This window comes from Mycolicibacterium agri (assembly GCF_002553505.1).
Classification (GTDB): domain Bacteria; phylum Actinomycetota; class Actinomycetes; order Mycobacteriales; family Mycobacteriaceae; genus Mycobacterium; species Mycobacterium agri.
In genome coordinates, this window is the sequence record NZ_PDCP01000002.1 from 142,854 (window position 1) to 156,347 (window position 13,494).

The window sequence follows — 13,494 nt, forward strand, 5'->3', positions numbered from 1 at the left end:
GGCTCATCCCGTCCAGCGCGCCACCGCCGCCGCGACATCCGGCGCCGCCGGCCGGTCGTGCGCCCACGCGACGTAGCTGTCGGGGCGCACCAGCACCGCGGCGGGCAGGCGCTCGTCGGCGTGCACGGCTGACACCACACCGGGCGGCGCGACGTCAGTGTCGCCGCGCGTCGCCAGCACGAACCGGCCGCCGCGCAGCAGTTCATACAGCCGTGTGCCACCGCAGTCGACGTCGGGCATGCGCCTGCCGACCATGCGGTGATCATGACCAGACGGGCGCGGATAGGCGATGTCGATCTGGCTCAGCCGCCCGGCGACCGCGCGCCTGGTCACCGGCAGCCGCGTGATCGCTCCGAGCACGGCGGCCCGCACCAGCCGCTGCGCCCTCGACCGCCCGAGAACGACCTGGTTGAAGGCGTCGGTCATGCGCAGCACCGCGGCGCCGACCGGATGCCGCTCGGCCTCGTAGCTGTCCAACAGCCAGTCCGGCGCCGTGCCCGCGACCGCGGCCGACAGCTTCCAACCGAGGTTCATCGCGTCTCCGATGCCGGTGTTCATGCCCTGCCCGCCGAGCGGGGAGTGCACATGCGCGGCGTCACCCGCGAGGAACACCCGCCCGGCGCGGTAGTGCTCGGCCTGCTTGCGTTCGGAGAGGAACCGTGAGCTCCACCGCATTTCGGTCATCCCGTAGTCGTCGCGGGCGATGCGTCGGAACGAGTCGCGGATCTCGTCGAACGTGACCGGCTCGCGCAGCGGCGCCTGTTCGCACAGCCGGTCCCAGGCAATGGCGCGGAACCAGCCATCGCCGAACGGGATCATCAGCACGACGCCGCGCGCATTCGGCACCCCGGTGAGCGTGTCCTGCGGCGCACGGGTCAGCCGCACGTCGGCCAGCAGGATGTGCGTCTCGTACTGCTTGCCGACAAAGTCGATGCCGGCCAGCCGCCGCACCGTGCTGTGGGCGCCGTCGCATCCGACCACGTACTTCGCCCGGACCGCGGTGCCGTCGGCGCAGTCGACCGTCACGCCGTCGCCGTCCTGGGTCAGCCCCACGACCGTCGCGCCGCGCACCACCGGCACGCCGTGGGCGTCCACCCGCGCCTCGAGCACCTGCTCGGTGCCGCTTTGCGGGACGATCTGCACCATCCCGAACCGGCCCGGGAGCCGACGCAGGTCGACCATCGCTCCGCCGGGCGGTGTGATCTGGTAGACGGCCGTCCCGCGGGCCAGCAGATCGTCGGCCAGTCCGCGCGCGTCGAGCAACTCGAGGGTGCGGGCGTGCACAGCAAATGCCCTGGTGATGTTGGGCAGGTCGGAGCGTTCTTCGAGCAGTCGGACCGCGACGCCGCCGAGCGCAAGTTCACCAGCGAGCATCAGCCCGGTTGGCCCCGCGCCGACGACCACGACGTCGGACGACTCCACGGGGCGGAATGCTAGCCGCATCCGCCCACGTAGACTGACGTTCGGCCGAAGCGCCACCGGCTGACACCCCGACCAACACATTCCGATCGGAGTGCCCTTTTGCTCGCCATTTTGCTTGCCCATGCGGTTGCCACCGCGTTGGCTCCTTTGCTGGTGTACCGGTGGGGGCGGATGGCGTTCTACCCGTTGAGCCTTGTCCCGCTCGTCTCACTGGTCTGGGTGGCACAGAACTGGCCGGGATCCTCGGGCGCCCACACCGTCAATGTGGAGTGGCTGCCGGAGCTGTCGATGAACATCGCGCTTCGGTTCGACGCCCTTGCCGCCATCATGAGCGTGCTGGTGCTCGGGATCGGCGCGCTGGTGCTGTTCTACTGCGTCAACTACTTCCACCACCACGACGGGCGCATGGAGAACCGGCTGCCGAGTTTCGCCGCCGAACTGGTCGCGTTCGCAGGCGCGATGTTCGGGCTGGTCATCAGCGACAACATGCTGATGCTCTATGTGTTCTGGGAGATCACCACGGTGCTGAGCTTCCTGCTGGTCGGCCACTACGCCGAACGGGTGGCCAGCCGCAAGGCCGCCGTGCAGGCGCTGCTGGTGACCACCGCGGGCGGTTTGGCGATGTTGGTCGGCATCGTGATCCTGGGCACGCTGTCGGGCACGTACCTGTTGAGTGAGCTGGTGGCGGCACCGCCGTCGGGGCTGGCGGCGTCGATCGCCGTCGGGTTGGTGCTCGTTGGGGCGTTGGCGAAGTCGGCGATCGTTCCGCTGCATTTCTGGTTGCCGGGCGCGATGGCCGCGCCGACGCCGGTCAGCGCCTACCTGCACGCGGCCGCGATGGTCAAGGCCGGCGTGTACCTGATCGCGCGGATGGCGCCGGGGTTCGCCGATTCGCCGCCGTGGCGGCCCATGGTGTTGACGCTCGGGGTGCTCACCGTGCTGCTCGCCGGCTGGCGCGCGGTGCGCGAGTACGACCTGAAGTTGATCCTGGCGTTCGGCACGGTCAGCCAGCTGGGCTTCATCGCGGTGATGGTCGGCGCGGGCGGCAGCGACCTGATGCTCGCCGGGTTGGCCCTGCTGTGCGCGCACGCGATGTTCAAGGCGACGCTGTTCATGGTCGTCGGCATCATCGACCACGCCACCGGCACCCGCGACATCCGCAGGCTGGCCTGGCTCGGGCAGCGCAACAAGGTGCTGATGGTGATCGCCGCGGGCGCGACGGCCAGCATGGCGGCGCTTCCGCCGTTCCTTGGCTTCGTCGCCAAGGAAGCCGATTTCGAAACTCTCTACAAGAGTTCGTCTTTGGGCCCGTTCGGGCCGCTGGTGCTGGCCGGTGTCGTGCTCGGCTCGGTGTTCACCACGATCTATTCGCTGCGCTTCATGTGGGGCGCGTTCGCCCGCAAGGGCAGGCCGGAACCGAGCAGGCGCGTCGCCGAGATGTACCACGTGCCGGCCACTTTCCTCGTCGCGCCCGCCATCCTGTCCGCGGCGGGCCTGGTCTTCGGGCTGTGGCCTGAACCGCTTGACAAGGGCCTGCACACCTACGCCGACACGGTAACCGGCAGGTCGGATTACGAACTGGCGCTCTGGCACGGGATCGGGGTGCCGCTGCTGTTGTCGGCCCTGGTGCTCGGGCTGGGCACCGCGGCGTTCCTCTTCCGGGCGCGGCTGCGCCGTTGGCGGGTGGCCTACCTGCCGCTCGGCAACGCCGACCGCGTCTACGACGCGGTGATCCGCTACGCCGACGTGGCCTCGGTCCGGCTCACCGGCACCACGCAGCGCGGTTCGATGCCTGCCACCCAGTCGGTGATCTTGTCGACGCTCGTGGTGGTTCCGCTGGTCGTGCTGGCGCTCGGCGCCCGCGACCGGCCCGAGTTCGCGCTGTGGGGTTCGCCGCTGCAGGTGATCGTCGGGGTGTTGATCCTGACCGCCGCGGTGGGCGCCGCCGCCATGCGGAACCGGCTGTCGTCGGTGCTGCTGGTCGGCGTGACCGGCTACGGCTGCGGCGTCATCTTCGCGCTGCACGGCGCGCCGGACCTGGCGTTGACGCAGTTCCTGGTGGAGACCGTCACGCTCGTCATCTTCGTGCTGGTGCTGCGCACGCTGCCTGCCGAGTCCAGCCAGCACGGCATGCGCAGGCACCGGCTGCCGCGCGCGGCGCTGGCGCTGGCCGTCGGCGCCAGCGTGTCCACGCTGACCGCGTTCGCGTTGGCCGCCCGCTCCGGAATTCCGATCGCGGCGCTGCTGCCCGACGCCGCATACTACGACGGCCACGGCGCCAACACGGTCAACGTGCTGCTGGTCGACATCCGCGCCTGGGACACCCTCGGCGAGATCTCGGTGCTGTTGGTGGCCGCCACCGGGGTGGCATCAATGGTGTTCCGGCACAGGCGTTTCGGCGCTCCGCCCAGGGTTGCCGACGCGATTGCGCGCAACTTCGCGTCGAGCCGGGCGTACGCCACCAGCCCGGCGGCCGGTGAGATCACGTGGTTGCGCGGCAGCGAGTTGCGCGACCCGAAGCACCGCTCGCTGGTGTTGGAGGTCGCGACCCGGATGATCTTCCCGCTGATCATGGTGCTGTCGGCCTACTTCTTCTTCGGCGGCCACAACACACCCGGCGGCGGCTTCGCCGGCGGCCTGACCGCAGGGCTGGCGCTGGTGCTGCGGTATCTCGCAGGCGGGCGTTACGAACTCGGGGAGGCACTGCCGTTGGACGCGGGCAAGGTTCTCGGTGTCGGTCTGGGCCTTTCGGCGGGCACCGCGGTGGCCTCGCTGTTGTTGGGCGCGCCGGTGTTGTCGTCAGCGGTGCTCGAATTCGAGCTGCCGGTGTTCGGCACGGTGAAACTGGTCACCGCGCTGTTCTTCGACCTGGGCGTGTACCTGATCGTGGTCGGCCTCGTCCTCGACGTGCTGCGCAGCCTCGGCGCCCGTGTCGATGTCGACCTCTCCGAACGGCGAGCTGCGGCGGTGGCGTCACGATGACGGCCTTCCTCGTACCGCTGCTGCTCATCGGTGGCCTCGTCAGCGCAGGCGTCTACCTGCTGCTGGAGCGCAACCTGACCCGAATGCTGTTGGGGCTCTTGCTCATCGGCAACGCCGTCAACCTGCTGATCCTGTTCGTCGGCGGCCCGTCGGGCAACCCGCCGGTGCGCGGCAGGGTCAGTGCGGGTCAGACCGCGACCGCGGACCCGTTGGTGCAGGCGATGATCCTCACCGCGATCGTGATCAGCATGGGCATCGCGGCGTTCGTGCTGGCGCTGATCTACCGGACGTACCGGTTGACCACCGAGGAGGACGTCGAGAACGATCCCGAGTCGGAGCGCGTCGCGCACATGACCGCCGAGGAGGCCGCCGCCGTCGACGAGGGCCGCCCGGTTCCGGATCTCTCGCGCGACACCGACGAACCCGACGCGCTGGACGCCCTGCCGGGGTTGGAGGGGTCGCGATGAACGCGCCCGCGGTGCTCACCCCGCTGCCCGTGCTGATCCCGATGCTGGGGGCGGCGGGCACGATGTTCGCCGGCCGCCAGCCGCGGCTACAGCGGGTGATCACGCTCGGCGCGTTGGGCGCGGTGGTGGTGGTGTGTGCGGCACTGCTGTACCTGACAGATCATCGGGGCACGATGGCGCTGCACGTCGGCGGCTGGGGCGAAAGCATGCTCGGCATGGGCCCGCTCGGCATCACGCTCGTGGTGGACCGGCTGTCGGCGCTGATGATGGTGGTGTCCTCGATCGTGCTGCTGGCCGTGGTGCTCTTCGCCATCGGGCAGGGTATCCGTGACGGCGACGAACGCCAGCCGGTGTCGATCTTTTTGCCCACCTATCTCGTGCTGTCGGCCGGTGTGTGCGGCGCATTCCTGGCCGGCGACCTGTTCAACCTCTACGTCTGCTTCGAGGTGCTGCTGGCGGCCAGCTTCGTGTTGCTGACCATCGGGGCGAGCACCGAACGCGTCCGCGTCGGCATCTATTACGTGATGGTGTCGATGGTGTCGTCGCTGATCTTCTTGATCGGCATCGCGCTGGTGTACGCGGCCACCGGCACGTTGAACATGGCCGAGCTCGCCATCCGGCTCAACTCCGTCGAACCGGGCACCCGCAGCGCGCTGTTCGCGGTGCTGCTGGTGGCGTTCGGGGTGAAGGCGGCGGTGTTCCCGCTGTCGATGTGGCTGCCCGAGTCCTACCCCACTGCGCCAGCCCCCGTCACCGCCGTGTTCGCCGGCTTGCTGACCAAAGTCGGTGTGTACGCGATCATCCGGGCGCACACCCTGCTCTTCCCCGCAGCCGGCCTTGACCGGATGCTGATGGTGGCCGCGCTGCTGACGATGCTCGTAGGGATACTCGGCGCCATCGCACAGACCGACATCAAGCGGTTGCTGTCCTTCACGCTGGTCAGCCACATCGGCTACATGGTGTTCGGTGTGTCGCTGGCGAGCCAGCTCGGCCTGTCGGGCGCGATCTACTATGTGGCCCACCACATTCTGGTGCAGACGACGCTGTTCCTCGTGGTCGGCCTGATCGAGCGTCAGGCCGGGGCGTCGTCGCTGCTGCGGCTGGGCGGGTTGGCCGCGGCCAGCCCGCTGCTGGCGTTCATCTTCGTGGTGCCCGCACTCAATCTTGGTGGCATTCCGCCGTTTTCCGGCTTCATCGGCAAGATCGCGCTGATGGAGGCCGGCGCGCAGGACGGGTCTGCGCTGGCGTGGACGCTGGTCGGCGGAAGCGTGCTGACCAGCCTGTTGACGCTGTATGTGGTGTCGAGGGTGTGGACGCTGGCGTTTTGGCGGCCCCGCGCGGACGCACCCGAGGATCTCGCGTCGGCCGTACCGTCAGCGCTGCTGGATGACACCAGGGACATCGCCGTGCTGGAACGCGAGGACGTCGGCCGGATGCCGGTCGGCATGCTGGCGCCGACGGGCGCGCTGATCGCCGTCGGCCTGGTGCTCACGGTGGCGGCCGGGCCGATCATCTCCTACACCGATCGCGCCGCCGCCGAGGTGATGGACCGCGACCGCTACATCTCGGCGGTGTTGTCGGAGGCGGGGCCATGAGGCGCTATCTCCTGCGGGCGTGGGTGCTGTGCTGGCTGATGCTGGTGTGGGTGTTGTTGTGGGGCACCGCTTCTGCGGCCAACTTCATCGGCGGGCTGGCGGTCGCGGTGTTGATCACGGTGCTGCTCCCGCTTCCGGTGGTTCCGGTCGAGGGCCGGGTTCATCCGTTGTCGCTGGTGAAGCTGATCCTCGTGGTCGCCTACCAACTCGTTTTGTCGTCGGCGCAGATGGCGTGGCTGGCGATCCGGCCGGGCCCACCTCCGCTGACCGCGGTGCTGCGGGCCCGGGTGTCGATCAAGTCCGACCTGGTGCTGGCGTTGGCGGTCAACATCATCACGCTGATTCCCGGCTCGATCGTGCTGGAGATCGACCAGGAGCGGCGCCTGATCTATGTGCACGTGATCGACGTCGGCTCGGACGAGGCCGTCGCCGCCTTCTACGACCATGTCGCGCAGATCGAGCGGTTGCTCATCGCCGCGTTCGAACGGGATGCGGACTGGAAGCCGGCCATCACCGGACAGGAGGAAGCGCGATGATCGTCGTGTGGATCATCGCCGCGGTCATGTTGACCGCATCCGCGGCGATCGTGATGTACCGGATCCTTGCGGGTCCAAGCACATTGGACCGCTTGGTCGCGCTCGACACGCTGGTGGCGGTGGCGATGTGCGGGATCGGCACGTGGGCGGCCTACAGCCTGGACAGCACCGTGACCTACAGCCTGACCGCGCTGGCGCTGATCGGCTTCGTCGGCTCGGTGAGCGTGGCACGGTTCCGGGTGCCCGATGTGGACACCAAGGCCGACACCACGGTGAAGGGCGGCGACGGGCCGCAGCGACGCGTGACGGGGGACGGCCAGTGATCGTGTTCGACATCCTCACCGCGGTGCTGGTGCTCTCGGGTGCGGCGCTGGCGTTCACCGCCGCGATCGGCGTGGTCCGGTTCCCCGACACGCTGTCGCGCATGCATGCCGCCACCAAGCCGCAGGTGCTAGGCCTGCTGCTGGTGCTGGCGGGCGCGGCGATCCGGCTGCGCGGTCATGTCGACATCGGCATGCTGATCCTGACCGGCATGTTCGCCGTCATCACCGCTCCCGTCGTCGCGAATCGGGTGGGACAGTTGGCATATCGCGAACAGCAGGACCTGCACGACGTGTTCACCACCGACGAACTCTCCGACTACGCCGAAGGCGGCAGCGATGGCCAGAACTGACGACGACTCCTGGGACATCACCGAAAGTGTCGGTGCCACCGCGTTGGGCGTGGCGTGGGCACGGTCGCAAGAGGCGTCGTCGCAGTGCCCGTTGTTCACCGACCCGTTCGCGAAAATGTTCGTCGATGCGGCCGTCGTGCGCGGTTGGCAGCCGCCGCCGCCCTACATGGCCGAGCAGATCCGCTCGATATCGGGGTATGCGGCCGCGCGGACCAAATGGTTCGACGAGTTCTTCATCGCCGCGGGAGCGGGCGGCATCGACCAGGCGGTGGTGCTGGCCGCAGGGTTGGACGCCAGGCCGTGGCGGCTGCCGTGGAACAGCGGCACCACCGTCTACGAGATCGACCAGCCAGGAGTGCTGGAGTTCAAGGCCGAAACGCTTCGCGCCAACGACATCAAGCCGGCCACCAACTATGTGGCCGTGCCGGTCGACCTGCGGCAGGATTGGCCGAAGGCGTTGCAGCAGGCCGGTTTTGACCCAAGCGAGCCGACAGCGTGGGCGGCCGAGGGGTTGCTGCCGTATCTGCCCGCCGACGCGCAGGACCTGCTCTTCGAACGCATCGCGAACCTCAGCGCCACCGGCAGTCGCGTGGCGGTGGAGACGTTCGGCGAGGGATTCTTCGACGAGGAGCTTTTCGCCCGCCACCGCGAGGAGATGCGCCGGCTGCGTGAGGAAGCGGGCGCGACGAACGACGACGCACCCGACGTCATGGACCTGTGGTACGTCGAGGAACGCACCGACCTGTCCGAATGGTTCACCGACCGCGGCTGGCAAGTTTCGGGGGTCGGGGCCGGCGAATTGATGAAGCGGTACAACCGCGAAGCCGACGAGGATCACACGCCGCGGGTGGTCTATCTGGAGGCCACGCTGACCGCTCACTCACCGGACAGCTGAAACTCGACCATCGCACTGACGGTCTCCAGCGCCTCGTTGAGCGCGGCCAGCCGCGCGGCCACGGTCGGCGCCGCCAGCACCGCGTACCGGTCGGCCTGCCCCATCGGCAGCCGAGCCGCCAAGCCGTACAGCCACATCGCCGCATCGGGTGCGTCGTCGGCGCCGGCCAGGATGTCGCGTCCGGCGATGTCGGCGCCGCGGGCCCGCGCGATCCGCTCGAACAGGGCGGCCATGCGGTCCTCGATGTCGCGGATCGCGTCGACGCTGACCGGCTCGCCGGGTTCGTCGGGCCACACTTCGATGGCGGCCTGCGGGTACGGATTGTCGGGATGCCATTCGATCACCCGGATCCGTTCGGCCATCACGCATTTCAACCGATAGCGGCCGTCGCCGAAGTCGGCGACATCGGTGATGTGGGCCATGGCCCCGACGTCGCTGCGGGTGTCGCCGCCGCCCACCTCGCGCCCGGCCTCGATCAGTACGACACCGAACGAGGGATCGTCGGTGGCCAGGCAGTCGGAAACCAGTGCGGTGTAGCGCGGTTCGAAGATCCGCAGCGGCAGCTCTTCACCGGGCAGCATGGCCTGCTCGAGCGGGAACATCGGGCTGATCGGCACGGCTAGATGTCCAATTCTGCGACCAGCGCGTCGACGACCGCGCGCAGGTCTCCGTCGTGTTCTTCGGCGACGCGTCGCTGCCGCTGGTAGGACGCGCCGATCTGATAGATACCGGCGACCTTGGCCAGTTCGTCGGAGCAGTGCAGCGACTTGGCCACCGGTTCCAGTCGGTTCAGCAGTTCGTCGAGGTCTTCGGTGACCAGCCGCTCGTTGCTGTCGGCGTCCAGGATGATCACCGCGTCGAGGCCGTATCGTGCCGCGCGCCACTTGTTTTCCTGCACATGCCACGGCGGCATGGCGGGCAGCTGCTCGCCTGCGTCCAGGCGCCGGTCCAAATCCACCACCAAACAGTGCGTCAATGCGGTGAGCGCGCTCAGCTCGCGAAGGTTGGACACTCCGTCGAACACCCGGACCTCGACGGTGCCCAGATGCGGGGAAGGCCGGATGTCCCAACGGATCTCGTTCATATGGTCGATGATCCCGGTCTTCTTCTGGTCGTGGACGAAACCCTCCCACTGCGCCCAGGTCTGGAAGTGGAAGGGCAGACCGGCCGTCGGCAGCTGCTGAAACATCATGGCCCGGTTGCTCGCATACCCGGTGTCCTCGCCGTCCCAATACGGCGACGACGATGACAGCGCCAGCAGGTGCGGATAGTGATTGAGCAGCGACGTCACGATCGGCATGACCTTGTGCGCCGAGGAGATTCCCACGTGCACGTGCACACCCCAGATCAGCATCTGCCGACCCCACCACTGCGTGCGCTTGATCAATTCGGCATACCGTGGCGCGTCGGTCAGCTTCTGCGCTGACCACTTCGCAAACGGGTGGGTGCCCGCACAGAACAGCTCCATGCCGCGATCGCGCACGATGCGCCGGGCGGGCACCAGCGTGGATCGCAGATCGTCCATCGCCTCAGCGGTGTTGTCGCAGATGCCGGTGACGATCTCGACGGTGTTGCGGAGCAGCTCCTTGTGCACGCGGGGGTTCTCGCCGATCTCGGCGATCACCGCGGCCGCCTCGTTGCTCAGGTCACGGGTTTCGGCGTCGACGAGGGCGAACTCCCACTCGACGCCAACGGTCGGCCGGGGCGACCCGGCGAAGTCGATTCGGCGGCTATCCGGTGCCGATGACACCGCACGCGACCCGCTTCCCGGCGTCGCCGGTAGCCAGCGTGGTCTGGTCTGGCGGCGGAGCGCCGTTGATCTGCTGGTAGCGCTCCGGCGGGATGTTGGCGAAGTTGTCGGCCTTCTCGTGGATGATGATGGCCGTCTTGGCGCCCGCCATCAGGTCGTCGGCGGTGAAGGCGTCGGTCGTCGTCACCAACTCGGCGGTGCCGTCCTCGCGCACCTGCAACGACGTCAGGTCGCCGCTGGCCGGGTGACCGCTGTGGCCGGGCACCTGGAAGTGTCCGCCCGCGGAGTTGAAATCGCCCGGCTCCCCGCCGGTCGGCGCGACCGAGTTGGGTTCGCATTTGCCGACCTGGTGGATGTGCATGCCGTGGAAGCCGGGCGTCAGCTGGCCCGGCTCGGTGGTCTTCACGGTGATGGTGACGTAGCCGCCGCTGAACTGGAAGTCCGCGGTGGCGACCGTGCTGCCGTCTGCGTTCTTGAGTTCGGCGGTCAGCCGCTCGCCCTGCGCCTGCGCCTGGGCCTCGGCACCGCCGTGGCCCCCTTCCTCGCCGGGTGTCGAGGGGGCGGGCGAACCCGTCCACACCGACGGCGTGGTCCCGGGCTCCGACGAAACGGGTTCGTACGGACTGCATGCGCTCAGGGCGAATGCGGGAAGGGCAACGACAGCAGCGACTGAGGCGGTCCTGAACATGCCTGAGAGCCTATCCCGTGACCGCCACGATCACGCCTGGTGGTTGGTCGGCAAGCTCCGGAGTTCTGGGTTCGACCGGGGCCTGCAGCAACTGGCCCACCTCGTCGGCGGACTCCCGCTCGCCGGGCTCCTCCCCGTAGTACACGGTGGTGGCGGTCACGCCCTCCAACGTCAGGTTTCCGGTGTCGGTGACGTTCCAGCCGGCCTCCCGCAGCTGGTTAGCCACGTTCTCGGCCGCGCCGGCGACCTCGGAGATGTTGTAGACGCGCACCTCGGCCTTGGCGGCAGGCTGCGCGCTGGCCGAGGTCGTCGGGGTCGTGGTCGTCGTCACGGTGGCCACCGGGGATTCGTCGGCCCCGGAGTCGTCTCCCGACCCCATGGCCTGGAACCCGACCAGCAGGAAGACCACGCCCAAAAACAGCAACACCATCACCATGGCGCGCAGGGGCAGCCCGGAAGAATCGGAAGGGCGCTCGCTCATCGGGCCCACTCTATCGACGCGCCACGCGGATCAGCGAAGACCTCAGGTCACCTCGAAGCCGAGGCGACGCGCCGCGCGCGCCTTCTGCCTGCTGGCGCGCATCCGCCGCAGCCGCTTGACCAGCATCGGGTCGGCGGCCAGCGCCTCCGGCCGGTCGACGAGCGCGTTGAGCACCTGGTAGTAGCGCGTCGCCGACATCGAGAACAGTTCCTTGATGGCGTCTTCCTTCGAACCCGCGTATTTCCACCACTGCCGCTCGAACGCCAGGATGTCGTGTTCGCGTCGGGTCAGCCCATCAGTGAGCTCAGAGTCGCCCCCGGATTGCTCAGTCCGCGCCATGGCGCCGTCTGTGTTGCTCCCCATTACTCCCTGGCCCGTTTCCACATCAGCTATTGCTTGGCTATTGGCTCTCGATAGCGATACGGCGAATATTCAACCACGGCTTCGCTTGTTGGGCCGTCAGCCAACCGGGCGAGTCGGCTCACTTAAGCTTGCCAATCGTGGCTGTTGTTGCAATCCGCATTGTCGGCGATCCAGTCCTACACACACCGACCACTCCGGTCCCGGTCGCCGACGATGGTTCGCTGCCGCCCGAGATCGCCGACTTGATCACCGATCTCTACGACACCATGGACGCCGCACACGGTGTGGGCTTGGCGGCCAACCAGATCGGGGTGTCGATGCGGGTGTTCGTATACGACTGCGCCGAGGACAAGGGCAGCACCACACGCCACCGCGGTGTCGTCGTAAACCCGGTGCTGGAGACCTCCGAGGTGCCCGAGACGATGCCCGATCCGGAGAACGACGACGAGGGCTGCCTGTCGGTGCCCGGCGAATCGTTCCCGACCGGGCGCGCCGACTGGGCGCGGGTCACCGGTCTCGACGCCGAAGGCAATCCCATCACGCTGGAAGGCACCGGACTGTTCGCGCGGATGTTGCAGCACGAAACCGGGCACCTCGACGGCTATCTGTACCTGGACCGGCTCGTGGGCAGGTACGCGCGCAGCGCGAAGCGCGCGGTGAAGGCGCACGGTTGGGGCGTTCCGGGGCTGTCCTGGATGCCGGGCAGGGATCCAGACCCGTTCGGCCACTAGCGTGATCGCTCTCCCGCCGGTGGGCACCCGGGTCAGCCTGCGCTACCGACGCCCCGAGGGTTCGGTGCCACCGCTGACCGACGTCGTCGGTCATCTGCTGGAAACCGGTGCGCGACTGCGGGTTCGGTCGAAGTCCGGCGATGTTGTCGAGATCGCGGCCGAAGACGTCGTCGCGGTGCGGGCGTTGACGGCGGCGCCGGTGCGCGCATCACAGATCCGCGCGATGGAGCACGCCGCCGCATTGGCGTGGCCCGGCACTGAGCGGCAGTGGCTGAACGGCTGGCTGCTGCGCAGTTCGGGCGGGCAGTCCCATCGCGCGAATTCGGCAGTGCCCCTCGGGGTCGAGGCCACAGTGGCGACGGTGCCGGCGATCGTGGACTGGTACGCGCAGCGCGGCCAGACCCCGTGGCTGGCGGTGCCCGACCGGCTGCTGTCGCTGCCCGCGGCGGTGCCGGCGCATCTGGAGACCATCATCATGGTTCGCGACCTGCCCGCTGGCCGACCCGATCCGGCGGTGACGCTGGCGCCGGAACCCGACGCGAAATGGCTGCGGCTCTACGAGCGCGACGTCTCCACCGACGTGTTGACCGCCGTCGTCGACGGGGTCGTGACGTTCGCCACCAGGGACGACGCCGCCGTCGGCCGGGCGGCGGTCACCGCAGCGCCGGACGGATCGCGCTGGGCGGGGATGTCGGCGGTGCGGGTGGTCGACGCGCACCGGCGCCGCGGGCATGCCCGCGAACTCTGCGCCGCGCTGATGAGCTGGGCCAGCGCGCAGGGCGCCCAGCACTGCTATGTGCAGGTGCTGGCCGACAACGCGGCCGCCATCGGGCTGTATGAGCAGTTGGGGTTCACGGCACAGCATCGGGCCCGGTACTACAACGCCGTGGACGTGGCTCCGTAGCCTGTAG

Annotated in this window: 15 protein-coding genes; 9 read left to right on the forward strand and 6 right to left on the reverse strand. The window is 68.6% G+C overall.

Annotation, left to right across the window (positions count from 1 at the left end; genetic code table 11):
* Positions 1-3: 3 nt before the first annotated feature.
* A complete protein-coding gene (locus tag CQY20_RS01875) occupies positions 4-1,422 on the reverse strand; it encodes an FAD-dependent monooxygenase (protein ID WP_097937944.1) in 1,419 nt (472 codons plus the stop codon).
* Positions 1,423-1,521: 99 nt separating this feature from the next.
* On the opposite strand from CQY20_RS01875, the gene CQY20_RS01880 reads away from it, so the two are divergent.
* The 7 genes from CQY20_RS01880 to CQY20_RS01910 are packed head-to-tail and all read left to right on the forward strand — an operon-like array spanning position 1,522 to position 8,570.
* Positions 1,522-4,404: a Na+/H+ antiporter subunit A gene (locus CQY20_RS01880; protein ID WP_097937945.1), complete on the forward strand. Its 2,883-nt coding sequence runs from the start codon at positions 1,522-1,524 to the stop codon at positions 4,402-4,404.
* Positions 4,401-4,871 carry a Na(+)/H(+) antiporter subunit C gene (locus CQY20_RS01885; RefSeq protein WP_097937946.1) on the forward strand — a complete coding sequence of 157 codons (471 nt, stop codon included), beginning with the start codon at positions 4,401-4,403 and terminating at the stop codon, positions 4,869-4,871. The genes CQY20_RS01880 and CQY20_RS01885 overlap by 4 nt, the downstream gene beginning before the upstream one ends.
* Positions 4,868-6,466 carry a Na+/H+ antiporter subunit D gene (locus CQY20_RS01890; RefSeq protein WP_097937947.1) on the forward strand — a complete coding sequence of 533 codons (1,599 nt, stop codon included), beginning with the start codon at positions 4,868-4,870 and terminating at the stop codon, positions 6,464-6,466. The genes CQY20_RS01885 and CQY20_RS01890 overlap by 4 nt, the downstream gene beginning before the upstream one ends.
* A complete protein-coding gene (locus tag CQY20_RS01895) occupies positions 6,463-7,002 on the forward strand; it encodes a Na+/H+ antiporter subunit E (RefSeq protein WP_097937948.1) in 540 nt (179 codons plus the stop codon). Before CQY20_RS01890 ends, CQY20_RS01895 begins: the two co-directional genes overlap by 4 nt.
* A complete protein-coding gene (locus tag CQY20_RS01900) occupies positions 6,999-7,325 on the forward strand; it encodes a monovalent cation/H+ antiporter complex subunit F (RefSeq protein WP_097937949.1) in 327 nt (108 codons plus the stop codon). Before CQY20_RS01895 ends, CQY20_RS01900 begins: the two co-directional genes overlap by 4 nt.
* Positions 7,322-7,675 (forward strand): monovalent cation/H(+) antiporter subunit G, encoded by a 354-nt coding sequence (gene mnhG, locus CQY20_RS01905; protein WP_097937950.1) that lies wholly within the window; start codon positions 7,322-7,324, stop codon positions 7,673-7,675. Before CQY20_RS01900 ends, mnhG begins: the two co-directional genes overlap by 4 nt.
* The gene (locus CQY20_RS01910) at positions 7,662-8,570 is read left to right on the forward strand and encodes an SAM-dependent methyltransferase (RefSeq protein ID WP_097937951.1); all 909 of its coding nucleotides are present in this window, start codon (positions 7,662-7,664) and stop codon (positions 8,568-8,570) included. The genes mnhG and CQY20_RS01910 overlap by 14 nt, the downstream gene beginning before the upstream one ends.
* Here CQY20_RS01910 and CQY20_RS01915 read toward each other — a convergent pair.
* The 5 genes from CQY20_RS01915 to CQY20_RS01935 are packed head-to-tail and all read right to left on the reverse strand — an operon-like array spanning position 8,552 to position 11,852.
* Positions 8,552-9,187 (reverse strand): LON peptidase substrate-binding domain-containing protein, encoded by a 636-nt coding sequence (locus CQY20_RS01915; protein WP_097937952.1) that lies wholly within the window; start codon positions 9,185-9,187, stop codon positions 8,552-8,554. The two genes, CQY20_RS01910 and CQY20_RS01915, sit on opposite strands and share 19 nt — an antisense overlap.
* Positions 9,188-9,189: 2 nt before the next feature.
* Positions 9,190-10,320 carry a glutamate--cysteine ligase gene (locus tag CQY20_RS01920; protein WP_097937953.1) on the reverse strand — a complete coding sequence of 377 codons (1,131 nt, stop codon included), beginning with the start codon at positions 10,318-10,320 and terminating at the stop codon, positions 9,190-9,192.
* On the reverse strand, positions 10,301-11,008 hold the full coding sequence (sodC, locus tag CQY20_RS01925) for a superoxide dismutase[Cu-Zn] (protein WP_097937954.1): 708 nt from the start codon (positions 11,006-11,008) through the stop codon (positions 10,301-10,303). Before sodC ends, CQY20_RS01920 begins: the two co-directional genes overlap by 20 nt.
* A gap of 10 nt (positions 11,009-11,018) precedes the next feature.
* Positions 11,019-11,489 (reverse strand): LytR C-terminal domain-containing protein, encoded by a 471-nt coding sequence (locus CQY20_RS01930; protein WP_097937955.1) that lies wholly within the window; start codon positions 11,487-11,489, stop codon positions 11,019-11,021.
* A 42-nt stretch (positions 11,490-11,531) separates the two neighbouring features.
* A complete protein-coding gene (locus CQY20_RS01935) occupies positions 11,532-11,852 on the reverse strand; it encodes a nucleoid-associated protein NapA (RefSeq protein ID WP_097937956.1) in 321 nt (106 codons plus the stop codon).
* Between the two features lie 137 nt (positions 11,853-11,989).
* Between CQY20_RS01935 and CQY20_RS01940 the strand changes: the two genes are divergently transcribed.
* On the forward strand, positions 11,990-12,583 hold the full coding sequence (locus CQY20_RS01940) for a peptide deformylase (protein WP_097937957.1): 594 nt from the start codon (positions 11,990-11,992) through the stop codon (positions 12,581-12,583).
* A 4-nt stretch (positions 12,584-12,587) separates the two neighbouring features.
* Positions 12,588-13,487 (forward strand): N-acetylglutamate synthase, CG3035 family, encoded by a 900-nt coding sequence (locus tag CQY20_RS01945; RefSeq protein ID WP_371871107.1) that lies wholly within the window; start codon positions 12,588-12,590, stop codon positions 13,485-13,487.
* The last annotated feature ends 7 nt before the right edge of the window (positions 13,488-13,494 follow it).